General features: G+C 40.8%; 23 protein-coding genes. 8 read left to right on the top strand and 15 right to left on the bottom strand.

Annotated elements, in window-relative coordinates:
- The first annotated feature begins 26 nt into the window (after positions 1-26).
- The 6 genes from GGR21_RS14770 to GGR21_RS14745 all read left to right on the top strand — a co-directional run bounded on the left by GGR21_RS14770 (position 27) and on the right by GGR21_RS14745 (position 13,488).
- The gene (locus GGR21_RS14770; protein WP_183307998.1) at positions 27-3,095 is read left to right on the top strand and encodes a SusC/RagA family TonB-linked outer membrane protein; all 3,069 of its coding nucleotides are present in this window, start codon (positions 27-29) and stop codon (positions 3,093-3,095) included.
- Positions 3,096-3,113: 18 nt separating this feature from the next.
- The gene (locus tag GGR21_RS14765; protein ID WP_183307997.1) at positions 3,114-4,907 is read left to right on the top strand and encodes a RagB/SusD family nutrient uptake outer membrane protein; all 1,794 of its coding nucleotides are present in this window, start codon (positions 3,114-3,116) and stop codon (positions 4,905-4,907) included.
- 32 nt (positions 4,908-4,939) lie between these two features.
- Positions 4,940-6,043 carry a DUF5017 domain-containing protein gene (locus tag GGR21_RS14760; protein ID WP_246348086.1) on the top strand — a complete coding sequence of 368 codons (1,104 nt, stop codon included), beginning with the start codon at positions 4,940-4,942 and terminating at the stop codon, positions 6,041-6,043.
- A gap of 130 nt (positions 6,044-6,173) precedes the next feature.
- Positions 6,174-10,298, top strand: a complete 4,125-nt coding sequence (locus GGR21_RS14755) for a hybrid sensor histidine kinase/response regulator transcription factor (protein WP_183307996.1) — start codon at positions 6,174-6,176, stop codon at positions 10,296-10,298.
- A 27-nt stretch (positions 10,299-10,325) separates the two neighbouring features.
- Positions 10,326-11,912: a glycoside hydrolase family 31 protein gene (locus tag GGR21_RS14750; RefSeq protein ID WP_183307995.1), complete on the top strand. Its 1,587-nt coding sequence runs from the start codon at positions 10,326-10,328 to the stop codon at positions 11,910-11,912.
- 157 nt (positions 11,913-12,069) lie between these two features.
- Positions 12,070-13,488: a DUF4832 domain-containing protein gene (locus tag GGR21_RS14745; protein WP_183307994.1), complete on the top strand. Its 1,419-nt coding sequence runs from the start codon at positions 12,070-12,072 to the stop codon at positions 13,486-13,488.
- Between the two features lie 45 nt (positions 13,489-13,533).
- Here GGR21_RS14745 and GGR21_RS14740 read toward each other — a convergent pair whose 3' ends face one another.
- From GGR21_RS14740 to GGR21_RS14685, 12 genes are all read right to left on the bottom strand, one after another.
- Complete coding sequence (locus GGR21_RS14740) at positions 13,534-13,962, bottom strand: GNAT family N-acetyltransferase (protein ID WP_183307993.1); 429 nt, start codon at positions 13,960-13,962, stop codon at positions 13,534-13,536.
- A gap of 303 nt (positions 13,963-14,265) precedes the next feature.
- The gene (locus tag GGR21_RS14735) at positions 14,266-14,424 is read right to left on the bottom strand and encodes a hypothetical protein (RefSeq protein ID WP_183307992.1); all 159 of its coding nucleotides are present in this window, start codon (positions 14,422-14,424) and stop codon (positions 14,266-14,268) included.
- Positions 14,425-14,502: 78 nt separating this feature from the next.
- Positions 14,503-14,790 carry a chaperone modulator CbpM gene (locus tag GGR21_RS14730; protein ID WP_183307991.1) on the bottom strand — a complete coding sequence of 96 codons (288 nt, stop codon included), beginning with the start codon at positions 14,788-14,790 and terminating at the stop codon, positions 14,503-14,505.
- 13 nt (positions 14,791-14,803) lie between these two features.
- A complete protein-coding gene (locus GGR21_RS14725) occupies positions 14,804-15,724 on the bottom strand; it encodes a DnaJ C-terminal domain-containing protein (RefSeq protein WP_183307990.1) in 921 nt (306 codons plus the stop codon).
- A gap of 4 nt (positions 15,725-15,728) precedes the next feature.
- Complete coding sequence (locus GGR21_RS14720) at positions 15,729-16,310, bottom strand: 3'-5' exonuclease (protein ID WP_183307989.1); 582 nt, start codon at positions 16,308-16,310, stop codon at positions 15,729-15,731.
- Positions 16,304-16,879, bottom strand: a complete 576-nt coding sequence (locus tag GGR21_RS14715; protein WP_183308071.1) for a DUF5063 domain-containing protein — start codon at positions 16,877-16,879, stop codon at positions 16,304-16,306. Before GGR21_RS14715 ends, GGR21_RS14720 begins: the two co-directional genes overlap by 7 nt.
- 87 nt (positions 16,880-16,966) lie before the next feature.
- Positions 16,967-17,689: a DUF5131 family protein gene (locus GGR21_RS14710; RefSeq protein ID WP_183307988.1), complete on the bottom strand. Its 723-nt coding sequence runs from the start codon at positions 17,687-17,689 to the stop codon at positions 16,967-16,969.
- A gap of 80 nt (positions 17,690-17,769) precedes the next feature.
- Positions 17,770-18,009, bottom strand: a complete 240-nt coding sequence (locus tag GGR21_RS14705; protein WP_183307987.1) for a YtxH domain-containing protein — start codon at positions 18,007-18,009, stop codon at positions 17,770-17,772.
- 33 nt (positions 18,010-18,042) lie between these two features.
- A complete protein-coding gene (locus GGR21_RS14700) occupies positions 18,043-18,291 on the bottom strand; it encodes a GlsB/YeaQ/YmgE family stress response membrane protein (protein WP_183307986.1) in 249 nt (82 codons plus the stop codon).
- A gap of 164 nt (positions 18,292-18,455) precedes the next feature.
- A complete protein-coding gene (locus GGR21_RS14695) occupies positions 18,456-18,740 on the bottom strand; it encodes a winged helix-turn-helix domain-containing protein (protein ID WP_183307985.1) in 285 nt (94 codons plus the stop codon).
- Complete coding sequence (locus GGR21_RS14690) at positions 18,733-19,359, bottom strand: hypothetical protein (RefSeq protein WP_183307984.1); 627 nt, start codon at positions 19,357-19,359, stop codon at positions 18,733-18,735. The genes GGR21_RS14695 and GGR21_RS14690 overlap by 8 nt, the downstream gene beginning before the upstream one ends.
- 64 nt (positions 19,360-19,423) lie before the next feature.
- Positions 19,424-19,855, bottom strand: a complete 432-nt coding sequence (locus GGR21_RS14685; protein WP_183307983.1) for a DUF2141 domain-containing protein — start codon at positions 19,853-19,855, stop codon at positions 19,424-19,426.
- Positions 19,856-20,038: 183 nt separating this feature from the next.
- Between GGR21_RS14685 and GGR21_RS14680 the strand changes: the two genes are divergently transcribed.
- Positions 20,039-20,263: a DUF2007 domain-containing protein gene (locus GGR21_RS14680; protein ID WP_183307982.1), complete on the top strand. Its 225-nt coding sequence runs from the start codon at positions 20,039-20,041 to the stop codon at positions 20,261-20,263.
- 75 nt (positions 20,264-20,338) lie between these two features.
- On the opposite strand, the gene nagB is transcribed toward GGR21_RS14680, so the two are convergent.
- The 3 genes from nagB to GGR21_RS14665 all read right to left on the bottom strand — a co-directional run bounded on the left by nagB (position 20,339) and on the right by GGR21_RS14665 (position 24,209).
- The gene (nagB, locus tag GGR21_RS14675; RefSeq protein ID WP_183307981.1) at positions 20,339-21,151 is read right to left on the bottom strand and encodes a glucosamine-6-phosphate deaminase; all 813 of its coding nucleotides are present in this window, start codon (positions 21,149-21,151) and stop codon (positions 20,339-20,341) included.
- A gap of 77 nt (positions 21,152-21,228) precedes the next feature.
- A complete protein-coding gene (locus GGR21_RS14670) occupies positions 21,229-23,211 on the bottom strand; it encodes a glucosamine-6-phosphate deaminase (protein WP_183307980.1) in 1,983 nt (660 codons plus the stop codon).
- A 173-nt stretch (positions 23,212-23,384) separates the two neighbouring features.
- The gene (locus tag GGR21_RS14665; protein ID WP_183307979.1) at positions 23,385-24,209 is read right to left on the bottom strand and encodes an ROK family protein; all 825 of its coding nucleotides are present in this window, start codon (positions 24,207-24,209) and stop codon (positions 23,385-23,387) included.
- Positions 24,210-24,598: 389 nt separating this feature from the next.
- Between GGR21_RS14665 and recG the strand changes: the two genes are divergently transcribed.
- Positions 24,599-26,695, top strand: coding sequence for an ATP-dependent DNA helicase RecG (gene recG / locus GGR21_RS14660; RefSeq protein ID WP_183308070.1), 2,097 nt, complete (start codon positions 24,599-24,601; stop codon positions 26,693-26,695).
- Positions 26,696-26,768 lie beyond the last annotated feature (73 nt).

Here is a 26,768-nt window from a genome sequence, read left to right as displayed (position 1 = left end):
TTGTTAATTTTAATATCTATAACATTATGAAGAAAATGCTACTAATAATGTTGTTCATTATGCCGGTCTTTATGGCTGCATTTGCACAACAAATTAATGTTTCGGGGCAGGTTTTGGATGAAAAAAGAGAACCTCTTGCCGGTGCCTCTGTGAATATAAAGAATACTTCTACCGGAACGATGGCTGATGATAACGGTAATTTTAAGATTGCTGCCAAACAGGGGGATGTCCTTGTCTTTAATTTTTTAGGATATAACCCTCAGACAATAGCAGTCAGCGACAATCGTCCCCTAACAGTTATTCTTGAGCCTGTAGTTACAGAAATGGACGAAATTGTAGTAGTCGGGTATGGAACTCAGAGAAGGAGTGATATATCAACAGCCGTAGCTTCCGTTAACATGAAGGATATTACACAAAGCGGTTCGGCACAAACACTTCAGGCCTTACAGGGAAAAGTCAGCGGGGTGCAGATAATCCCAACAGATGGTTCCTTATCCAGCGGGATGACTTTCCGTATCAGGGGGGTAAACTCCATTACCGGAGGTACTCAGCCCCTGTTTGTAATAGACGGTGTTCCTATGCCTGCGCAAAGAATAACAAACGATGATACAGAAACCGTAAACAATCCTTTGCTGGGACTCAATCCCAATGACATTGCTTCGATGGAAATACTGAAGGATGCCGCTGCCGCTGCCATATATGGGGCAAATGGTTCTAACGGTGTCGTTATTATCACCACCAAACGGGGTGCAGCATCAGCTAAACCTAAATTTTCATTAAGCTACACGGGAGGATTAGACATAAGCCCTAAAAGTTCGATAGAGGTACTTTCTCCTGAAGAATATGCTACCAAGATGCTGAATTATGCCACCTTCGATGGAGAGAACCTGATTAATTTCTGGCAAGGTGTTATTGATAATAAAGGATGGAACGATCCTTCCGTACACAAATGGATGGACGAAATTACGCAGACAGCAAGAAAGCATGAAGTAAATACAAGTATGTCGGGCGGCAGTAACGGAACAAATTACATGGTTTCGCTGGGATATCTTAATAATACAGGTATCATAAAACGTTCGGCTTTCGACCGCTTCACCTCACGTGTAAATCTGAGTCAGGAGGTAAGTTCCAAAATAAACGTTGGCGTCAATTTATCATACTCAACATCCAAAGATAAGAATCCTATCAATGACTGGTCGCAAACAGGTGTCATGCTGAATGCATTACAGAGATCGCCGTTCTTATACTATCCGGGACTATCCGACATTATGAATTACAGCAATGTAAATATAATGAGTCCCCTTGTGGCTATAGAACAGGTGGATATTAAAAACACTTACAATGAACTGAATGGTAACATTTACTTTAACTACAAGATATTAGATGATCTGACTTTCAGCACAAGCGCTTCTTACAGGAAATATACAGTCGGACAAAGCAAATTCTGGGGACCCGATACCTGGTATGGACAATCGGAAAAAGGACGGATGGAACTTACCAACAGGGAAGAAGCCAGCTGGGTCTATGAAGCCAGACTGCAATATTCCAAAAATATACAGAAACACTATTTCTCCCTGATGGGTGCTTTCGAGGCTTCGAAGTGGACAATGAAGAATATATACAACAAAGCAACCAACTTTGAAGATACAGCACTGGGCATCTGGGGAATAGACCAGGGACTTGTCACATACGCCCCTAAATACACTTACGATGGCAATCAGACAGCTTCTTTTATAAGTCGCGGAACATATACCTTTGACAACAGATACGTCCTCAACGCTTCTTTACGTATAGACGGATCTTCAAAATTCGGGATAAATAATAAGTACGGATATTTTCCGGCGGTGAGTGTTGCCTGGCGTGCGTCGGAAGAAGAATTCATCAAGGAAATCGATTTTATTTCTAACCTGAGACTGAGGACTAGTTTCGGGATGACCGGAAACAATCAGATCCCTTCATATCAATCACTCGCACAACTGGCAAACAATAAAGTGGTAGTCAATGGAAACAGTGTGGAAATAGGGCGTTATCCTTCGAATGTTGTCAACGATGACCTGAAATGGGAAAGTCAGAAGCAATATAATGTCGGCCTCGATTTCGGTGTGCTGAATAACAGGTTCTCATTCACAACGGACTTTTATTATAAAAGGATCGACGACATGTTATTGCAAGTCAATATACCTTCTACTTCCGGATATACACAAGCCTGGAAAAACGCAGGATCGATGGAAAACAAAGGTGTGGATTTTGCGATAAACGCAAACTGGCTGACAGGAGATTTTAAATGGTCTACCGATTTTAATATCTCATTCTACAAGAATAAAATCCTGTCACTCGACAAAGATCAATATCAGCAATTCTATGACAGGGGACTCAATGCCAAGATAACAAGCGATGTATTATTAAGAGTCGGTCAGCCTGTTGGTATTTATTACGGATATATATCAGACGGAGTATACAACAATGAAAATGAAATAATAAACGGATACCCGGGGCCGAATCTTGCGCTGGGGCAACTAAAAGTCGTAGATACTAATCAGGATGGCATAATAGATGCGAACGACCGAGTGCCTATCGCAGATGTAAATCCCCTGCATACCGGAGGGATAGGCAATACTTTCTCATATAAAGGATTCGATTTATATGTCTTTTTCAGATGGTCGTATGGCAACGATGTTATCAATGGTAATGCCTACTATCTGGTAGGGACAGCCAGTATAGACAATATTATGAAGAATGTATACAAGGATGTCTGGTCGGCCAGCAATCCCACAAACAATTATCCTTTGTATGGTTCCGGAACATGGGGCGAAAGTGTAATGAGAAGCGATCTTGTTGAAGACGGATCTTTCCTTAGGCTTCAAACCCTGACTTTAGGATATAATTTACCAACAAATTTTGTGAAGAAAATGGGACTATCCAATGTAAGGGTAGCAGCCACAGGCACCAATCTTTGTCTCTGGACACGCTATTCGGGTTTCGATCCCGAAGCAAATACAGGTTATGGAACGGTTGCACGTTTAGCTCCCGGTCTTGATATGAGCCCATATCCAAAACCACGGTCTTTCTCTTTCTCCATCGAACTAGGATTTTAAACATTAAAAAGAAAAACCATGAATAAATTAAGCATATTAATAATAATTTTTATATCCCTGATTGTTTGCAGCTGTTCCGATTTTCTTGAAGAAGATCCAAAGGGAATATTGACGTCTGAAAATTTCTATAACAGCGAACAGGATGCCCGTCAGGCTATCAACGGCGTTTACAGGAACCTGACCGACTCGAAAGTCACAGGATACAATATGAAGCAGATTCCAAACGACCTGCTCAAAAGGGCAAGCTGGGATGAAGCCAGTGGCTTGAGTAACTTTACGTACGGTGCAGATAATTCATACATAGCCGGCATGTGGCAATCGCATTATTCGGTTATAAAAGACTGTAATTCTGTAATAGACAACGTAACTGCCAATAAGGAAAAAATAAACAACTGGGAAAGATATGTCGGACAGGCACGGGGTATCAGGGCATTTTTATATTTCGACCTTGTCAGATGGTTTGGCGATGTTCCGTTAGTGCTGGAAGAAACAAAATCACTGAATAACCTTGAAGTCGCACGCAGTCCGCAAAGTGAGGTTTTCAAGCAGATCATAGAAGACTTTGAGTATTGCATCGAGAAAACAATGGATAAAAATGATACAAATAGTGGTTATCAGTACGGAAGATTGACAAAAGACGCCTGTCGTGGTTTCTTAGCGAAAGTTCATCTATGGATTGGAAGTGTCACACAACGTGATGGAAAAGAAATCTACGGAAGTGCCGCCGATAACTTTGAAAAGGCACTGGAATATGCGGAGGAAGTAATCCGTGGAGGGCGCTATAGCCTGGTGGACTATTACCCCGATGTATTCAATGCCAAGACACGGGAAAAAGCGCCGAATGAAGTTCTTTGGACAGTACAGGGATTGACCGGCGATGAAACAGGAACTTGGACAGGCATGATGTTCGGTATACGTGGCAATCAAAATCTGGGAGGATCGTGGGATAATATATCCAGTTCGGACTATCACCGTATGATCTACGAGCCGACCGACTCCGTACGTCGTTTATGGAACTGCCCGAGAGTACAGATCCAGGATGATGGGACTTTGTGGGGATGGGACTATAAAATCTATTGGGATACCAGAGCCGACCAAAAGCTGAGCGAAGCGACAGAAAATGACAATTGGGTTCAATGGAGCGTAGGCAAATTCAGAAGATATCCGCTGTCTGACCCGGCATCATACAATTATACTAACTTCGGTATGGATGAACCTTTGCTGCGTTATGCTGATGTCCTGCTAATATATGCAGAAGCATACAATGAGGTACATAAAGGCCCTGGAACATACAATTCTTCTGCCGGCTTCGATATGAGCGGAGCCTCTGTGCAATCGGCATACGATGCTGTGAATCTGGTGCGCAAACGGGCCAGAATGGCTGCGAAAGGCATAATGCATGAGGATGCACTTCCCCGTCAGCTTATCAGCGATTATCTGACAGAAACCAATACGCATGTCGCTGACTGGAAGCCGGGAGGCTATGGATATATTTATGACGGTGTTAGGACTGTGTGGGATTATAACAACTATGGTGACGATTATGCTGCTTTCAGAGCGGAAATACTCAATGAGCGCGCACGCGAACTGGTTGCAGAATCGACTGACAGATGGTGCGATCTGGTAAGAAGAGGAATACTCGTGCAGCAAATGCAGGTATGGCGGCAGTACAATCCATTTATAAGTACCAGCGAACGCAGCATTCCAAGTTCGGCAGCTCCCGAAAACATTAAAGCACGGAATATGCTGTTACCTATCCCTCTGAGCGAGATGGATGTCAATAAGAATTTAACTCAGAATCCCGGTTACTAACAGATAATTGTCTAATATTAAATCTGAATATTATGTTGAAAATAAAATATATTAAATTCATTATCCTGCTGTCGGCAGTCACAATGATTTCTTGTAGCGATGAAGAAGCGGAAAGCACCCGGGTCTCTTTAGAGGCAGACAAACTACAGGTTAGTGTGGGTGAGCCTGTAACCTTTACGATAAAACATAACGCGATGTCCGTAGTTATTTTTACCGGGGACGAAGGGTATGACTATCAGACAAGCGCATCATTCTTATTGAATGGTAAGACAGAGGAGGATATCCAGAATAATAACTACAGGCCTGTCGACCCTTCGGTAGTACCTTACAATTGCGATCTGTCTGAAACAGAAGCCGGAGCGGCAACTGTCAAAGACAACCTGCTGGAAGTAAGGGATGCAAACGGAGGATGGAGCCTGATTGGCTCGGAGGCAGAGGTGGTACTTGATCCCACCATTCAGAAAAATGCGCTTAAGGTTGTATCAAAAAATCCCGACTGGTGGTATCAGGCACTGCGTTTTAATATCAATTCCAAGTTGGGAACAAATAAAAACCTGACTATCCGCATGAGGTTTGAAAAGGATAAATTAGAAGAAATCTATTCAGGAGAACAACGTCCCGATATTACCACCTTCCCCGTTGTAATACGCCTGGGAGGGAAGGGCGCCGGAGATACAGATATTACATTCAGTGATAATACGGTATGGGATATTTACTGGAATCCAAATCTGGCCTATACTGACTATTCAGTCGATCTTACCCGGATAATTGCCGAATGGCAAACCGGAACAGGGAAAACAATGACTGAGTTGTCATATGTACAGATTCTGTTTACCGCAAGTGGGAGTGTTGGCTATGTAGGAGATTATTTTATCGAGTCGGCCACATACGGAGGCATTGATTATGTTCCTTTCTCTACGGCTCATGTGTTACCTGTTAATGATAATTCCGGCCTCATTACATATCAGTATACCTATACGACTCCGGGAACATACACAGTGACGGCTATCGGGAATAATTCCAGTTTCAAGAACTATTCGGGCAATGGCTATAAGGACGACCTGAAAAATATCGGAAAAGACGAATACAACTATAGTACGCAGTTTTCCACTGTCGAAATAGTTGTCAACCCATAAATAGGGACTATTCGTCCTGTATTTTTTGTACAGGACGAATAATTCTTTTCAATATGAAACGTTATAATCTTTTATGAATCTATCAGTTAATTAATATCTTAGTACTTTTGATTAAAATATTTCAATTAACATGAAGTACATTAAGAAAATAATAATAACAATTTTGTTTGTCGTATGCGGATCAACGATCCTTAGTGCGCAAGGCGAATTATTGTTCCGTCATTTAAGCCGGAATGATGGGTTGCTCCACAATAATGTCACCTGTATAGCACAAGATTCGTTGGGATATATCTGGTTTGGGACTCACAGAGGATTGAACCGCTACGATGGTTATATTATAGATTCATATAAATACGAAGATGGCAAATTACAGTCTGTGTATTACAACAGGATACACAGCATCCAGATCGCAGGCGATTATCTCTGGCTGGCTACTGAAGCCGGATTGGCCTGTTTCGATATAAAAAATAAAAAATACGTGGACTTCCTTGTCAATGATAAGCTGGATAAGGATTTTTACCAGAAAGTCAGAACAATAAAAGCAGGCATCAACAATCAGATATGGCTTATATCCGACAATAAAATAAGGCTTGTAAAAGTAAATCCCATCGATAAAAAACATAAGCAACCGGAAATAGAACCCCTGAAAATAGGCGACAGTTACGAATTCCTTTCAGACGAATTATATCCTAAACTGGCTTTGGACGAAAAAGGCAATGCATGGATCACAGGAAGAGGGTATCTCTCTGCTTACAAAAGGAATAATAACGGGGAGCTCGTTTTTGCGGGAGGAGGCGATAATTATATAGGCACAGGAGTCCGGAATATTTGCTACAACGACTCCCGCCTGTGGATCACCTACGAGAAAGACCTGAAAGAATACCAGATAGAAAATAATAAATACATATTGCTGAATCAGCTTGAAATAAACACGAAGAGCGAGCTTGTATCACTATGGGTCGACAATAAATATGTATGGGTCATGTCGAATGAAGTGCTTGTACAGGTTTCCAAAAACAGTAATCCTTTGCAATTTACAGAACATAAACACTCCTCGTTTAATCCTCGTTCTGCAGGCAATGACATGAACAATATGTTTATCGACCGGAACAATAACCTGTGGATTTCGACCTGGGGTGGCGGAATTTCCTATGCTAATATAGAATCACGCTTCTTCAATACGATTCATTACAGTCCTCTGCCCTCTCAGAAAACAGTTAACTCAGAATTCATCAGCTCAATGCATTACAGCAGTGACGGACATGTATATATCGGCAGTAAACAGGGGGGACTGAGCAGATTCAACGTTAAAAGCAAACAAACAGAGCCTGATTATTGTGTTTCAGACCAGTTATTACCCAGTATAACAAGTATACAGTCCGACGCAGACAATGTGTATGCCGCTGTAAAGAATGATCTGGTGATAATAAATAAAAAAAGCAGAAGTATAACCGCTTCTCTCAGGACGGTAAACGAAGGTTATATTTTCTGGCTGACATTCGACAAATATAACCGTTTATGGGCCGCGACTCATTCGGGCTTGCAATGCTTCGAAAAAGTAAATGGCAAATGGGCAAACACGCAGGTCTACACAAGTTCCACACACGAGCCTTATAGCCTATCTACTAACCAGTTGCATAATATTTATTCGGACACTGTGAAGAATGAGCTCATTGTTACCTCTGCCATGGGTATTAACAGGGTGATATTTGACGAGATGGGAAATCCAAAACGGATTGTAAAATATCTGGCCCGTGAAAATTACGAATACAGCCTCAGCAGCAACTATGTCTGGCCTATCGATAAAGGGAATGATTCAATATACTGGATCGGAACAATGGGAAGCGGCCTGAATAAGGTCATTTTAAAAGACAATCCGGACGGGTCGTATGACTATGTAGCCACGAATTATGGAAAAGAAGCGGGAGCTACATCAAATGATGTGGAAAGTGTTGAGGTGGATAAATTTGGCAATGTGTGGTGCGGTGGATTTTACCTTAGCTGCTTTGACGACCAGTTGAAAAGATTCAATGTCTTTGATACCAATGACGGGCTGCAAAGTGAAGTTTTCGGGACATCATCGTCATGCAAGGACAGTGAAGGCAACCTCTACTTCGGAGGAGCAAACGGATTTAATTATTTTACTCCCAAGCCACAAACGGCAGACACAGCTTCATATCATATTTATTTCTCCAGATTATATATAAACGGAGAACTGATAAATTCCGATATAGAGTATTCAGGAAACTTAACGCTAGATTATCCCGACAATAACTTTTCAGTCGATTTCACATCCTTACTGTTCGACCTCAAACAGCATATACGCTATAGATATAAACTGGAAGGGTATGACAATGACTGGCGGTTTATAGAAACAGGGAAGAACCCGACAGTTTCATATCAGAAAATCCCGTATGGAAAACATAAATTGCTGGTAGAAGCAGGGAACTGGGGTAACTGGAACGGAAAACAATATACCCTGACTATCTATTCTCAACCTCCATTCTGGAGAACATGGTGGGCTTATGCATTATATGCTCTCTTACTTGTGCTATTGACCTATGTTGGTATAAAGTATTTTTTGAGATGGGTACAAATGAAGAACACTATTACCATGCAGCGGGAAGAGGAAAAACGGAAAGAAGAAATGATAGAGATGAAAATGCGCTTCTTTACCGATGTTTCACACGAATTCAGGACACCTCTGACTCTGATCAACTCGGCCATAACCGAAATTGAGGAAACCCAGCATATAGGCCCGGATAAATATCTTGATGTAATAAAACGTAACGCTGGAAAATTACTGAAACTTGTAAATGAATTACTGGACTTCCACCGTTCTGATATAAAAGTCGAAAAGATCAATGCGACTTATATCTCTATCCCGGAATATATACAATGCATCTATGAAGAATTTAAGGCCTGGGCAGAGTCTCTTCAGATCAATATGACGTTAGACTTACCTGCCACCGATATAAAAATGTGGATGGACCAGGGCCATTTCAGTAAAATTCTGTCAAATATAATTTCTAACAGTATACTCTACTCCAAAACAGGAAGCGAAATAAATATAAAGGTATCTGTAAATGATTTTGAAAAGTTCGAACCTAAACATAAGAATTCTTTCCGGAATACATCTGCAATGCTGGGCGGAGAGCAGCTTATTGTCTCTGTCAGCGATAGGGGAATAGGAATTGAAAAAGATTCATTATCACGGATTTTTGACCGGTTTCAAAGGCTGGACGGTAGCACAAGCAATAAATCAGGTTCCGGAATCGGGCTCTCTTTAGTTAAATCGCTGGTAGAACTTCATCATGGAGGAATAGTGGTGAGCAGCACAATAAATGAAGGCACCGAATTTACCATTGCCCTGCCGCTAAACGACAACTATCTGTCAAAGGAAGAAAAGTCTGATGAATCTGATTTCAGCATAGAAGAATATCTATCAGATTATGCCCTTGAGTATGAATCTTTAGAAGCAACAGAAACAACGGCAATACATAACGAAGAAAAGCCTACAATACTGATAGCTGATGACAACTACGAGATTCTTATGGTATTACGCGAATACCTTGTAAAAGAATACAATGTTATTATGGCTGTAGATGGCCAGGATGCTTTGGATAAGTGCAATACCCATTTTCCCGACATAGTTATTTCGGATGTCATGATGCCAAAAATAAGCGGCATCGAGCTATGTACAACCCTGAAAGAGTCTCTGCGCACCGGCTTCATCCCAGTGATCTTATTAAGTGCAAAGGCATTGATTGAGCATCAGATAGAAGGAATAGAGACCGGAGCGGACGCATACATACCCAAACCTTTCAACTTCAATCTATTGAAGGCCACCATCCGCAATCTGCTAAAGAAAAGCCAGCAAATCAAAAAGTCGATGCCGGCTGACAATATAAGGCAGAATATAATAGAGAAAAAACAAGACAAACTGTTTGATAAACTGACAGAGCTGGTGAATGCTAATTTAACGAACAAGGACTTTTCTGTCGATCACCTGTGTCTTGAGCTCGGTTTGAACAGGACAAAATTATATGAAACCATTAAGACTACGACAGGTATGTCATTGGGTAACTATATCCGTAAAATACGGCTCGACAGGGCGGCGGAATTACTTAAAACGACTGCTATGTCAGTAAGTGAGGTGGGCTATATCGTAGGGCTCGAAAGCCCGTCCTATTTCACCCGGTCGTTTAAAGAGCAATTTGGAGTATCTCCATCAGAATATATTAAAACAAAATAATAAAATATCTAAACAAAATAATGCCTTATGAAAAAAGTAATTCTTAATTTAATAGGACTAATTTGCACGATAAGCTTCATAGCCCAGGAAACCAGGGAAATTGACTTATTACCCGGCGAAAAATGGTGGGGAGGAGCGACCGGGATAGGCTATATGATGCCATTCGAAAATAATACAAATAAAGTAGATCTTAGAACACAGGATTTTAATAATCAGACGTCTCCATTGTTAGTGTCAAATAAAGGACGCTATATCTGGAGCGATTCTCCGTTTACTTTCCAGTTTAAAAATGAAAAGATCGTATTATCTTCTCAAAAGGGAGCGATAGATTGTGTCGAAGCGGGAAAGACATTGAAAGACGCTTATCTGGGTGCTTCTCAAAAGCATTTTCCGCCATCAGGAGTTCTTCCTCCCGATTTATTTTTCTCTAAGCCTCAATATAATACATGGATCGAACTTATATATAATCAGAATCAGGAAGACGTTCTTAAGTACGCTAAAGATCTAATTGACAACGGATTTCCTCCGGGAGTATTGATGATCGACGATAACTGGCAAAAATACTATGGCAATTTTGAATTCAGACCTGATAAGTTTCCGGATCCGAAAGCAATGGTCGACCAGCTTCATGCGATGGGCTTCAAGGTTATGCTGTGGGTAAGTCCGTTCGTCTCTCCTGACACACAAGAATACAGATACCTGAGAAATCAAGGCTATCTGGTAAAAGACCGGAATAAAGACCGGCCTGCTATCCTGGATTGGTGGAACGGCTTGAGCGCATGCTACGATTTAAGCAACCCCGATGCCTACAACCACCTGTTGAAAACATTACAAAATATGCAATCGGATTACGGTATAGATGGATTTAAATTTGATGCAGGAGACCAGGAAAGATATCTGGAAGAAGACATAAGAGTATACGACAATAAATCGTTCGACACGGAACAAACATATCTGTGGGCCAAGCTGGGACTCGAATTCCCGTATAACGAATACCGTGCCTGCTGGAAACTGGGTGGCGAAGCTTTGGTACAGCGCCTGGGTGACAAACAATATTCGTGGAGAGATGTGGCTAAGTTAGTACCCGATATGGTCGCAACAGGATTAGTTGGCTATGCGTATGCCTGTCCCGATATGATCGGCGGGGGTGAGTATTCAAGTTTTCAGGGAGTTGATCCTGCTAAATTTGATCAACGGCTGATTGTACGTTCCTGCCAGATTCATTCCATGATGCCTATGATGCAGTTTTCGGTAGCTCCATGGCGGATTCTCGATAAAAGTCATCTGGATATTTGTCTCAAGTATGCCAAATGGCACGAAGAATTAGGTGACTATATATTGTCTCTGGCACAGCATTCATCAAAAACAGGCGAACCGATAGCCAGGCATATGGAATACATGTTCCCTGACGAAGGTTTTGAAGATTGTAAAGACCAGTATATGCTAGGAGATAAATATCTGGTTGCTCCTATCATGTCAGAAAATGATACCCGTACGGTAAAATTGCCTAAAGGAAATTGGACAGATGATCTCGGCCAAAAATATAAAGGAGGGAAAGTATATACAATTACGGTTCCTATCGACAGACTTCTATGGTTTGAAAAATCTAAGTAAAAAATATGAATCAGTAGTTAAAAAAATTAAGTAGCCGGGTAGTTACAGTTTTCACAATCCAACTACTTAGTCACACAACTATCTAAAATGAACATGGGCAAGATCATAATAAGACCTTGCCGGAGAGAATATTATGCCTTTAAATATGAAAACGAAAATGAAAAAAAAACTATATATTACTGTAATACTGGCTTTTGCTATAACAATAGGGATTGTAGCTTGCGGGAAAAGAGATGATTCAGGACACGCCGAGGATACCGATAAGCCTGTGAATAAAAACCTAGAAACAATAACTTTTGCCGAATCAAAGGAAAATATCCCTAATCCTGAAAGGGGTTTATATACTTACAAGGAATTTATCACAGGTGAAACATCTACATTAACTGCCAATGAAGTAAGGACATACAGAAAAGACCAAAGCATCACTTTGTTCTATACTATTTACTATATGCCTGATTTCAGGAACAAACCAATATCAGACGACTATCTCCAACGGATAAGAGCCAATATGCAGGCACTGAGGGATGGAGGCGGCAAAGCTGTATTAAGGTTTTCGTATACCAAAAGCGAAAACGATAAGCCCTGGGATGCTCCATGGGAAATAACGAAAAATCATATTGAACAACTAACCCCTATCTTTCAGGAATATATGGATGTAATAAGTTTTCTTCAGGCCGGATTCATCGGTGTATGGGGGGAATGGTATTATACCGACAACTATATTTTTGAACCCAAAGAGAATGAATACGCCCCCCGTAAGCAGGTTTTAGATGCCCTATTGAAAGCGCTGCCAAAAGAGAGAATGGTATGTATACGTTATCCCAAAGCTAAAATCAATATTTTGGGGATAACACATGCCGATTCCATCACCATTGCAGAAGCCTACAATTACTCAGACCGTTCACGGATTGCCGGACACAACGATTGCTTTCTTGCCGACGACGACGACACAGGCACATTCAATAAGAACATGAGTCACAGGAAGTACTGGGAAAACGAATCCAGATATTATGCGATGGGAGGAGAGACCTGCGCGCCATCTTCGTACGCAGAATGCACGAATGCAATGATCAATTTCAGAAAATACCATTGGTCATACCTCAACATCGATTACAGGACAGAAGTTATTGAAGACTGGAAACTCAATGGTTGTTTTGATGAAATTCAGCGTCTGTTGGGATACCGGATAGTTCTAAGTAAGGTTGAATATGAACCGGAGACAACAAAAGGGAATACACACGAAATGACTTTAACTCTTAAAAATATAGGATGGGCAGCCCCCTACAATCCCCGTAATGTAGAAATTGTGATGATCTCTACTGACGGGAAACAAAAGAAAGTATTCAAACTGGACGAAGACCCGAGATTCTGGTTTACCGACAAGGAAATAAAACTGGATGTAAAAGTTGAACTGCCTTCGGATATGCAAAGTGGCAAATATAATGTCTGCCTTAATTTACCCGATCCGACAGAAACACTCTATTCCAAGCCTGAATTTAGCATACAATGCGCCAATAACGGTGTTTGGGATAGCTCGACCGGATACAACAAACTTTACGAATTGAAAGTGAAATAACACTATTCTTAAAGAAGGGCCGGATCAGTGATCCGGCCCTTCCTGCTATTCTAAAGACAAGCGGTATAAATTGCTATTCCGCTGTATAAACCCCAAACTCTGATACAATTTATTTGCTGCAATCCTGTCAGTCCCTGATGTCAGGTTTATACTTGAGACATTTAGTTTTTTTGCATAATCTATTGCATGGCAAACCAACTCCTTCCCTATATTTTGTCCACGGGCGCTGCTGTCTACAACAACATCTTCTATCCATGCTTTGGATCCGGAAAGGGTTTTCATTATAACCAATGTAAGTGTACCGACTATACCGGGATTACAGCCGATAAACAAATACGTGTTTTTTGATTCTATTATTGTTTCCATGTCCTTTCTGTCAGGAACCTGATTTTGATTTGTCAACTGGGGAATCAATAATGAAAAAGCATCGATAATTTCGGGGGTTATCTTTGTTACTCGTTTAATTTCAATCATAGGCCGGTAGCTTCGTTTTTGAATTTAAAGATACAATATTTTTAGTTTTTCCATGATTTACATTCATATTTATCTTATCCATTTTATCTTCGATCATTTTACATATAAATAAAAACAAAGGGGCTGTCCCAAAAGTAATTTTTGATTTCTTTCTGTCATCCTGAACGGAGTGAAGGATCTTCTTTTGAGAGTTGAGATTCTTCGTTACACTCAGAATGACAAAAGAAAGTAACACTTTGATAGTGTAATCTTACTTTTGGGACAGCCCCTTTGTTTTATTATATCCTTAATTCAGTTTCCTTATCAATCCTTATGGGAACGACCCAGATAATAGGATAAAAAAAACGAACCTACCTGAAGCGCCATCAGTACCATAAATGCATTCCGGCGTCTGTTTTTACGTTTCAGTTCTTTCAATTCCGCCTTTTTCTCTTCATACAATAACTCTTTATCTGTTTCCATAAGCCTATCTTATTTTTTGTTTCTTTCTATATAACAACCGGATCGTGGATTTTGTTAAAAGAGAAATATTAAAAAGAATCAATCCAGTAAACGAAGTTGCTCTCTCAGACGGCTTATCTCGGTCTGCATATTATCCATTCTGTCCAGCAGATTGCGGATAACATCTATCCCTTCTATATTGATGGAAAGGTCGTAATACCAGCGTGCATATTCTTCCAGCGGTTTAAACTGGGAGTCATCGATCCAATACTCATTATCTATGAAATGAAGCTCAATAAGATTCTCTTTTTCTAACAGATATAAAAAATCCGTTTCTATTCCGTTTTTGGAGCAATATTCTGTTATTTTAATTATATATGGACTCATAACTCTGTATTTCTTATTGTGACTTCGCCAGTTTTTCAAACAATTCTTTTTGCTCTGCAGTCAGGTTGACAGGAATAGTAATATTGTAGGAGATAATTAAATCCCCAAACTTCCCATCCTGTTTATACACTGGGAATCCTTTTCCTTTCAACCGCACTTTCGTCCCGTTCTGCGTTCCTGCCGGAATCTTCAGTTTTACTTTTCCGGTATAAGTATCTACGGTTTCCTCTCCACCCAAAACGGCAATATATAAACTGATATCAGCGTTAGTGTACAAATCGTCCCCCACCCGCTTAAACCTGCTATCTTCTGCTATTACAAATGTAATATACAAGTCCCCGTTAGGACCTCCATTTGCTCCGGAACCTCCCTGGCCGGCAAGCTTGATAGTCTGGCCGTCCGCAGCTCCGGCAGGAATGGTAATCCTCAGGTTCTTACCGTTAACAGTGATTGTACGTTTATGTGTTTCATAAACATCTCTCTGGCTCAGATGAAGTTCCGATGTAAAATCCTGCCCTCTGAATCCTCTTGCACTACGGCTTCCCGATGATCTTGCACTGCCGAATAATGATTCGAAAAAGTCGGAAAAACCGCCATCGTCATCTCCGCCGAAACTGTAAGAACCTCCGCTAAAGCCTCCAAAACTACCGAAATCGGCGAATCCGCCATGCTGGGATTGATACTGACGGGCTTTTTCGTACTCCTCGGCATTCTTCCAGTTCTCACCATATTCATCGTATTTTTTACGCTTTTCGGGATCGGAAAGCACTTCATTAGCTTCATTTATCTGTTGAAACTTTTTCTTCGCTTCTTCATTATTCGGATTAATGTCGGGATGATATTTCCTGGCCAGCTTGCGATAAGCCTTTTTTATCTCATCCGCACCGGCTGTTTTGGAAATCCCCAATATGCTGTAATAATCAATAAATGCCATATACTTACTTCACTTTTTCTCTGTATACCAATTCTTTATATATCTTCAGGCAAGCCCACGCGTCAATGGCCGCATACATCTTCTGCGCATCGGAAAGTGTATCGGCTTCCCAGTTTGACAGGCGTTGCCCTTTCGATATTCTTTTTTCAAAAAGTATGCCATAAATACGTTGCAGTCCATTATCTTCGATACCATAATCTTTCACAAAAGACTGTAGCTCAATAAAATTAGAAGGTACAATCGGTTTGCGTTTATGAATAGCAGAGAAATCATCTTTGAGTGAAAGTCCGATCTTTTTTATCGCCGGATTTATAAGAATATTGCCAAGGCAATCGGGCAATCCGATCACATTCAAACGGAAAAGGAAGCAGGTATCATCGGTGGATAATTGCATAAGAGCTATTTTATGCGAAACCCCTTTTTTGAAAGCCGGACGTGTCTCGGTATCGAAGCCAATGGCATTGTATTTTTCGAGATAGGCACATGCTTTTTCGGCTTCTGCTTCGCTTTGTATAATAATTATCCGGCCCGAAAAGGTTTCCTGAGGCAAAACAGACAGTTGTTCTTTTGAAATCGTATTCACCATAATTCCTCCGTATCTTCAGGTTCAAAGCCTTCGTCCTCTAAACTCTCATTATCCTGGGAATATTTAAGCGAATGCAGCGCACGCAATACATTTACCAGCTTTTGTCCCCAGTATGCCTTAAAATTCTCCGCACAGAGGTATAAGGCATCATTCATATTTTCGGTAATTCCCCGTTCAAATACAGTAACAAAATTCTTCAGATCCTGGTATATATCGGCAAGGTCTTCGCTGATACTGGCCGAGATCGGGGTCTCGCTGTATTTCATATCCTGAAGGAATACCTCGAGGTAAGTATCATTATTGAGGAATATGTTGTATAATTTAGACGAAATATAGTTATAATCACTTTCCATTACACTAATCTCCGGGGCGTCGTCGTTGACTGTATCGGTCTCGGGTACAAGAGTCGCTTTGAGATAAAGCAATGGCAATATCTTTGTTAATTTATCGGTAAGTTCCGATTCTGTTGTTTCCGCAAAATCCTCCAGAAAGGCGCAATATTGAACTGCTACAGTAACAAATTCAATAGAATCGCGGGAATATACTATTTCTTTTAAATGTTCAGTCATCATTCTCCTTGTTTAATAAGTTAACAAATTTAGAAGATAATTTGTTAACAAACGAAAGGGAAAAGTTTTTTTAATCATTATTCCCTCTTATCTCTTATAATTTATTCCGGCCTTACGCGCCTGTGCATGCTGCATGCGCCGGGGTACAGTATAAAGTTTGCCATCCTTAATAAAGCTTGTTCCGGTTTGTTTAAACCAGAAAGAAATATCCTTTTCCACACATAGATCGTGGATTTCCATCACCCAGTCGAAATCACAGGAACGGGTAACCTGTCCCGATTCGCCACCGACGGTAACATGCTCTATCCACTCTTCTATATTATATGGTCTCAGGTCTATCCTGCCCAGCATGGGTTCACAGATTATTATTTTGTGCTTTATGGGAGCTTCGCGGTAAATAGGCAGTCGGTAATCTGCCCTGTCCTGATTTTCCACAGTACAACAAATAGTCATATTATCGTATCCGTCTCCCCAATCGTCGGGTAAACAAAGATGAAAACGATCGATACGCTTAGTGATCATGAGGAAATTCAGGTCGCTTCGTTCCTTTATCATCTCCCATGCTTCGGGACGCCATTCGTCAGCAGCATCGATAAAAAAATCGGAAGTGAAGCATAGGTATACATCATTTCCCGGAGGTATCTTATATTCTCCGTTTCGCTTTTTACGGACAGGAACATCGAAATTTTTGGTTTTAGTAACAATAGTGCTATCTATGCCTCTACGGGCATCGCCCCTGTAGACATAACAATTCCTGCAACCTTCGCTCAGTTTGTGGCAGCCATGCCACGGATTCCATATCGACGCCATTGTTTATATAATAAAACCTAAAAATACAAAAAGCAGGGTGAATATTCACCCTGCCTCGTACAGAAATAACACTCCAAACTTTATTTACCCAATTCGCTCAATTTTTCTTTACCGTTCTCAAACCCATATTCGAGACGTTCTTTTACATATTCTGCCTGATTTTTACTTACATCTACCAGATTCTTAAAATTCTTCTTTGTTTTTCCTGCAAATTTGTTCATATCGTTACACACGCCATCAAGTTTTCCTTGTTGATACAACTTGTAGATAACAACTCCTGCGGCTAAACCAATGGCTGTTCCTATTAAAATCTTTTTCATAATCGTTTCGCTTTTATATTCTTACATATTGAATTATTCTTTTTTCTTCTGGAACAATGATATTATCCATAGCAGGACGATGGCACCGATTGTAGACATCACCAGATTTCCCAGGAGAGAATCGACACCCAATCCCAGCAGCGTGAAGATCCAACCACCTAATAATCCGCCGACAACCCCGACTATCAGATTCAGTATAAGGCCGAACCCACTACCTTTCATAATCTTTCCGGCAATAAAACCTGCCGCAATACCTATTATTATTGACCAAATAAATCCCATGATGTTATATTTTTAGTTTGTAATTGGTAGAGAATATTGAATCTCCATGTTTCTTTATATAACACAGCGAATGTTAAGAAAGTTCTGAAAAAAGGCACATAAAAAAATAGAGAGTGTAAGAAAACGCCCTCTATTCTATCATTATAGAAAAAATAATTCTATGTTTATTTCTTTATATAATCCTGCAATGCTTTCACATATTTGTCGAATGCATTAATACCCCCGGGCGTAATTTTGCATACAGTACGAGGCTTTTTGCCATCTATAAATTTCCTGACCTCTATATATCCCGCTTCACTAAGTTTGTCTATCTGTACGCTCAGGTTTCCGGCCGTAGCTCCTGTCTTCTCCCGGATGAAGACAAAGTCGGCTTCTTCGACCGATAGCAGCAAAGATATAACAGCCAGCCGCAGTTGAGAGTGCAAAAGAGGATCGAGATCTTTAAACATTTACTTTTGCTTTTTTATTTAACATATGTCCGGGAAGGCTGAAACCAAGAATCATACAGATGGCGAGTATGACAAACTGGATTTCTACGGTTTTCCCGAATAGTGGAAGTAATAACATACACAGAATGGCACCACACCATAGAGTAAAAGCACCCCACAAAAAAGGTTTAAACCTTGTTGTAGCAGCTGTAGCATATTGCGCCAAGCCTGTCAGGGTCAATATAACAGGATTAAACAGCAGACTCAGAATCCAGGTTTCGGAAATGTATATAAGACCGAAGATAACTATAAGTAATACAACGACCGAGATAGTGAAAGCCTTCCATGTCTTGCCAACGATTGTATCCATATATGTCCTTACAATCGCTTTTTTATCTCTCTTCTTTTCGATGAAATGCTGGATAATAGCATAAGGGATCATCAGCATCCAAACCCAGAAAGAGAAATATGGTTTATCCAAAGTATGTATCAATATAATATTAAGGATGGCAATCGTGGCAACCGTATATCCGGCCATTACCATTGACGATGCTGCTCCGATCTGTATATTGCTGTTAACCTGGGCAATCATCTGGTTGATGACTTTCAGGCTGTCCTGTTCATTAAAATCCTTTTCCATATCAGTAAGTTTTACTTATGCGCCGCCTCTGCTTCTTCAGAAAGAACAGAGGCAGCAAAGTTAATCATTTAACAGCAGATACAAGATTTATTGTTACTGAAGTATTTCCATTCACATCAAAACTACACTCATCAAAATTGGGAGCACGTTTTATCAGCGCGGGATCTACATTATTGCTGAATCCATATTTTTCCTGCGGTATGCCCCACTCACCCAGATCGAGCTTCCCGTTTTTATTCCCATCCTGATAAATAGCTATGGCATGCCGCCCATTTTCAACATCTTCAAAAATAATTGTCATAGAATTGCTGTCTATTTCAATTATTTTTCCCGCAATGGCTTTATTAGAGAGAAACGGCACATTTGAATCATAGAGTGCGACGTACAAATCGCCTTTAGGACTATCTATCCCTGTTACATTTACAGTCATACTGCTTTGTGCGTTTACACCAACGAAGATTCCTAATAAAATACTGATTAATACCAACTTTTTCATAATACAATCTGTTTTAAGTTATACTTTTGTTATTTATTTAATCACAATCACAATGCAAATATAAAGTAGTTTATTTTATAAACCAAATTATTTTGTAAATTATTTTATTATAAAATTAAAAATATTGCATAATCCATTGATTATTTATATATTTATATCAGTATTAATTTAAGGTAAAGAGTTATGGATGAGTTAGTAGTTGTAAAAACATCGGATTTTGAGGCAGATTTGCTTATTGCCCAATCTTATTTATTGGACAATGGGATTGATTGTGTTATAAATAAGGGGTATATAACAATATCTATGCCCGGCAGAGGTTCGGCTTCGCTGGAGGTGCGTTCCGAAGATTATCAGCGGGCAATGGAACTTTTGATAGAAGGCGGGTTTGCTAATAGCGAAGAAGATTAATACTCCTCGTATTTATCAAAATAAAAAGTTCCCGGTCGCTAAAATCGGGAACTTTTATTCTTATTTATATCAATACTATTTCAACAGGCTTTGCGGATCGAGGTGTGTACCTTCTATGTCCTTAAAGTACCTGTAAGTACCTACTTTCAGTTCTTCGGTGGCAGCTTCATCACAAACGATGATCCCTTTAGGATGCAATTGTAATGCAGTGATTGTCCACATTTGATTTACTGAGCCTTCAACCGCCTGAGCCAAAGCCCTGGCTTTGTTGTGCCCGTTAACCATTATAAGTACTTCTTTGGCATCGAGCACCGTACCAACTCCGACTGTAACAGATGTTTTCGGAACTTTATTAACATCATTGTCAAAGAAACGGGAATTAGCGATGATTGTATCTTTAGTCAGCGTTTTAATACGTGTACGCGAAGATAATGACGATCCCGGTTCGTTAAACGCTATATGGCCGTCAGGACCTATTCCGCCTAAAAACAGATCAACGCCACCCACAGCCTTCATTTTGGCTTCATAAGCTTCACATTCTGCGGTAAGGTCTGCGGCATTACCGTTCAGTATATTCACATTCGAAGCCTCTATATCGATATGGTTGAAGAAATTCTCCCACATAAATGTGTAATAGCTCTGCGGATGGTCTTTAGGCAGACCTACATACTCATCCATATTGAATGTGATGATATTTTTGAACGATACCCGCCCTTCCTTATTATGCTTAATAAGTGCTTTATACATACCAAGGGGAGAAGATCCGGTTGGTAATCCGAGCACAAATGGTTTTTCTTTTGTCGGTTGTGCCGTATTGATTTTAGACACGACATAATTAGCCGCCCATTGGGATAAGGAATTGTAATCAGGTTGAATAATTAATCTCATGATGTTTATATTAGTAGTTAGTAGACAGTAGACAGTAGTTAGGCAAAAAAAATACTTTTCTACTGTCTACTATTTTATTATAAAGGATGATACTCTACAAAAGCCTCAATAGCTTCATAAGAGGCAAGCCCCAAATGCCTGTACAATTCGGCGGTAGCCTTGTTCCTATCCTCTGAACGCTGCCAGAACAGGCGCTCATCGTTACCAAGGAACGGTGCACTCTCCATTTGTGACTGATGCTTCAAAATCGCATTACGTTTAGAGCGAAGTTCCTCCGGAGAAATAGGCACAGCCATTTCTATATGGTCTATTTCCCACTCTGCCCATGCTCCCCTATACATCCAGAAACGGCAATCTTTCAGCCATTCTGCACCCTTCAGTTCATCCACAGCAGCTAATATAGCATCCAGACATACCTTGTGTGTTCCATGTGGATCGGCAAGGTCTCCGGCCACGAATACCTGATGAGGTTTCACCTCTTCCAGATATTTTTTCACGATCTCGACGTCCGGTGCGGATATCGGATTCTTTTTCACACGTCCCGTTTCATAGAACGGAAGATCGAGGAACCGTACATTCTTCGTATCCACTCCTACATAGCGGCAAGCCGTTGTAGCTTCTTCGCGACGGATATAACCTTTCATGAACAGGATATCAGGAGTATCAATATCCCCTTCTTTTTTATCGTGCAACAGATACTGAAGTATCTCTGCATATTTCTTCTTCAGGACTTCATTACCAGGATCGTATTTTTTCCTTACATCTTCGAGCAAAGAAACATAGCGGATCACTTCTTCATCACCTACCGCAATATTTCCAGACGTCTGATAAGCGACATGTACATCATGCTTCTGATCGACAAGTCTCCGGAATGTACCTCCCATCGATATAACATCATCGTCGGGGTGCGGGCTGAATACAATAACTTTCTTAGGGAAAGGCTTAGCTCTTTCGGGACGGTTTGTATCGTCTGCGTTCGGTTTTCCGCCCGGCCATCCGGTAATTGTATGTTGCAGATCGTTGAAAATCTTTATATTCACGTTGTATGCAGAACCATACAGAGCAAGTAGTTCTTCCAGGCCGTTATTCTGGTAGTCTTTATTTGTCAGTTTCAAAATCGGCTTATCAACTTTGAAGCACAGCCAGACTATAGCCCGGCGGATAAGTTTGTTGTTCCAGTCGGCACTGGTCACAAGCCACGGATGATTGATACGGGTTAGTTCGAATGCCGCATTCAGGTCAATATATACACTAGCATTCTCGTGGGCTTGCAGGCAGGAAGCAGGGATAGCGTCAGACATTACTCCTTCTACCACATCCTTCACACTCTTGGCCTTATCTTCTCCCCATGCAATCAATGCAATTTCTTTAGCTTTCATAATGGTGGAAACCCCCATTGTTATAGCGCTCGGCGGCACAAGATCGATAGAGCCGAAAGTATTTACCGCTTCTTTTTTAGACTGCGTGTCCAGCAGGATCAGCCTGGTCTGCGAACTCATGCTCGATCCGGCAATATTAATACCGATATTTCCGGCACGTCCCAGCCCCAACAGCAGGTAGTCTATTCCACCCAAACGCTGAATAGTAAGTTCATATTCCCTGCAATAATTCAGGATCTCTTCTTTCGGAGTAAAGCCGTCAGGAGAGTATATATTTTCAGGATCGATATCCACATGATCGAGGAACGACTCTTTCAACAGATGAAGATTACTGTTTGCCTGGGTAATCAAGGGATAAAACTCGTATATGTTAAATACAACGACGTTTTTGAAACTTAATCCTTCTTCCTTGTGCAGACGGATCAGTTCCGAATAAATTGTTTGTGGAGAATGTCCTCCGGGCAGTCCCAGAACAAACGAAACTCCTGAATTTTGTTTTTCCTTTATTTTCTTTGCTATTTCTCCGGCTATTTGCAGAGATGCTTCTACAGACGATTCAAAAATTTTTGTAGGCACTTTTTCGAAACGGGTAAGGGCTGAAAGCTCAAACTCATTCTCGGGTCGGTAGTATCTGGGCGATACCCTGTCTAATACGATTTGCGAACTTAAATCTAATCTCATATCAAAGGTTTATTTTATGTAAATAATAATTATTAAATTCAAAATAAAAATTGTCGTTGCATTCTTGTCATGCTGACGACAGGAAGCATCTCCTATATGAGGATCGAGATCCTTCCCTTTAGTCAGGATGACATGCGACAGTAAATATTTTAGATTACTTATCTTCCTCCTGTTTAAAATACGAGTGCCGCCGCACCCAACAGGTTAATATCTTCTCTTTGGGAAACCAGGATGTTGATGTTCTCAATCGTTTCCTTGAATGGGAAACTCTGTATATTATCGAACATACTTTGAGAAAATAATTCGTAACCTATTATTAAATCACCTCCCAGAATTATAGCCTGAGGATCATACACAAGCAGGAGGGTTTTGATAAGTTCTCCGATATGCCGCCCCAATTCGTTCCACAAAGAGAGCATTTCCACATCTCCCTGCAAGGCCAACCGGTAAGCATCACCGACCGTAGTCCCGTTCATGACAAAGAACTTCTGTCCGCAATACCTTTCAAAATCGTAATGCAGATACGGCAAACTACCAATTTCCCCGGCTCCTGTATTAGCCCCTTTGTACAATTCGTTATTTATAATAATTCCCGCGCCCACACCTATACTAAGGGTAACGCACACAATATCGTGATAGATAGTCCCCTCGCCATAATAGCGCTCTCCGAATGCAAAACAGTTGCAATCGTTATTAACAAATACAGGGATACCAAATTCATCTTCAAGGATTTCCTTTATCCGGATCTTTTGCCACGACGGAATATTTGTCACATTCTGCACTATTCCTTTATCGGTTTTCACTATACCCGATATTCCAAGCCCTATTCCACGTATGTTTGAATTGATTATTTTTTGTATAAGTTCAATCAGATGTGCGACTATAACTTCCTTCGGTGCATCGGCCTTCATCGGAGCCTCAATCTTACGATAAATTTTTCCTCCGTCCACGATTCCCAATCGCATGCTTGTACCGTCTATATCTATTCCTATCCTCATAACATCAAGATAAAATCATATTGTAATTCAGAGAGTTTAGCCTCCCTTTGCTTTTCACTAATTAGACTATACAAATATAAGCATGAAAAATTTAACATCATCAAATTATATGTTAATTAACACCTGGTTTTCTATTCAATATGTCAATGAGCGTATTTATAATCTTTATCATAAATTGAAGATATTATCAAGCACATAATTCTTCAAGACAAAAATACACTTACTTATTCATCTTTCAAAAGTATATCACCGCATAATCCATCTATATAAGTTTAAATACATTAAAATATGTATTTGAATATTAATTTACGATTGCCAATTTTCTACCATGCGATGAATAAATCGGATAAAATATATAACTTTACGCCTGATATAATAAACGGTAAGCTATTGTGGATTATTCACAAACAGATATAAAGTATTTAGCCGGAGTAGGCCCTAAGAAAGCAGAAATACTGAACAAAGAGATTCAGGCGTTTTCTGTGGAAGACTTGTTGTACTATTTCCCATACAAGTATATCGACCGCAGCCGCATCTATTTCATACACGAGATAGACGGCAACATGCCTTACATACAACTAAAAGGACATATCACCGCTTTTGAAAGTTTCGGCGAAGGCCGCAGGAAAAGGCTGGTCGCTCATTTCACCGACGGCACCGGGTTCATCGATCTGGTTTGGTTTCAGGGGGCAAAATTTATAGCTGACAAATACAGGGTAAATTCTCCCTACATTGTTTTTGGCAAACCCACCCTTTTTGGTGATAAATTCAATATAGCACATCCCGATATAGACCCGTTCATCAATGAGGAAGAGCGACAGACGGGGCTGATGCCTTATTATAACACCACGGAGAAAATGAAGAACCATTATCTGAATTCGAAAGCGATGCAGAAGATAATGGCCGCCGCATTTGCTTCTGTGGTAAAGAACCTGCCGGAGACATTACCTGAGGGTGTTATCAGTGAAGCTCGTCTGACAGGCTTGAAACAGGCGATGCGAAACGTGCATTTTCCCGAGAGCACACAATTGTTGCGTGAAGCGCAATATAGATTGAAATTTGAAGAATTATTCTACATACAACTGAATATCCTGAGATACACAGCCGAAAGAAAATCCAAACTCAAAGGGTTTGTATTTACCCGTGTTGGCGACAATCTGAATACTTTTTACGAAAAGAACCTTCCTTTTCCCTTAACAAATGCACAAAAGCGCATCATTAAGGAGATCCGGCAGGATATGGCCACAGGCGAACAGATGAACAGGCTGCTGCAGGGTGATGTGGGTAGTGGAAAAACTTTGGTGGCATTGATGCTGATGCTTATCGCTCTGGATAACGGCTTCCAGGCATCGATGATGGCGCCGACCGAGATTCTGGCAACACAGCACTATCACACTATAAAAGAACAGCTGGCCGGAATGGATGTGAATGTGGAACTATTAACAGGATCAACCAAAAAGAAAGACAGGGAAAGAATTCACAACGCTTTGCTCACCGGAGACCTGCATATATTAATAGGAACCCATGCCCTGATAGAAGATACCGTCCAGTTCTCCAATCTGGGACTGGTGGTAATCGACGAACAACACCGCTTTGGCGTGGCACAACGGGCAAAGCTGTGGTCAAAGAATGTAAATCCTCCGCATATACTGGTAATGACTGCAACACCTATACCCCGCACACTGGCTATGACTGTATACGGAGACCTGGATGTATCGGTAATTGATGAACTGCCACCGGGACGCAAACCGATCCAGACAATCCATCAATATGACAAAAGACGGGGAGCATTATACAATTCTATCCGCAAACAACTACAGGAGGGCAGGCAGGTCTACATTGTGTATCCATTGATAGAGGAGAGCGAAAAGCTCGATTTAAAGAATCTTGAAGAGGGTTTTGAACACATAAAAGAAGTATTTCCCGAATATACGATTTGCAAAGTTCATGGAAAGATGAAACCAAAGGAAAAAGAAGAGGAAATGCAACGCTTTGTGAAGAACGAAGCACAGATAATGGTAGCGACAACCGTCATCGAAGTCGGCGTAAATGTACCTAACGCTTCGGTAATGGTGATAGAATCGGCTCAGCGGTTTGGCCTGTCCCAATTGCATCAGTTACGTGGCCGGGTTGGGCGCGGCGCCGACCAGTCTTACTGTATACTGGTTACCCCGTATGAGCTATCAGCTGAGACCAAGAAACGCATAGACATCATGGTAGAGAGCAACGATGGTTTTGTGATCGCCGAAGCCGATCTGAAACTCCGGGGGCCGGGCGATCTGGAAGGTACACAGCAAAGCGGTATTCCGTTCAATCTGCGGATAGCCAATCTGGTGCGTGACGGTGAAATACTGCAATATGCACGGGAAGTGGCGCAAAAAATACTGGACGATGATCCGAACATGGAGAAACCCGACAACCTCATACTCCGCAGGCAATTACGAAAACTGGGAGGCAACAGGTATAACTGGGGACTGATCAGTTAGTTTCCTATTCTCTATACGATATATTAACGAAGTTTTTATTCCTGTAATTATGGCTTTTCATAGTCAAATACCT

The organism is Dysgonomonas hofstadii (assembly GCF_014196915.1).
Classification (GTDB): Bacteria; Bacteroidota; Bacteroidia; order Bacteroidales; family Dysgonomonadaceae; genus Dysgonomonas; species Dysgonomonas hofstadii.
This window is presented reverse-complemented; position numbering and strand designations above follow the sequence as displayed.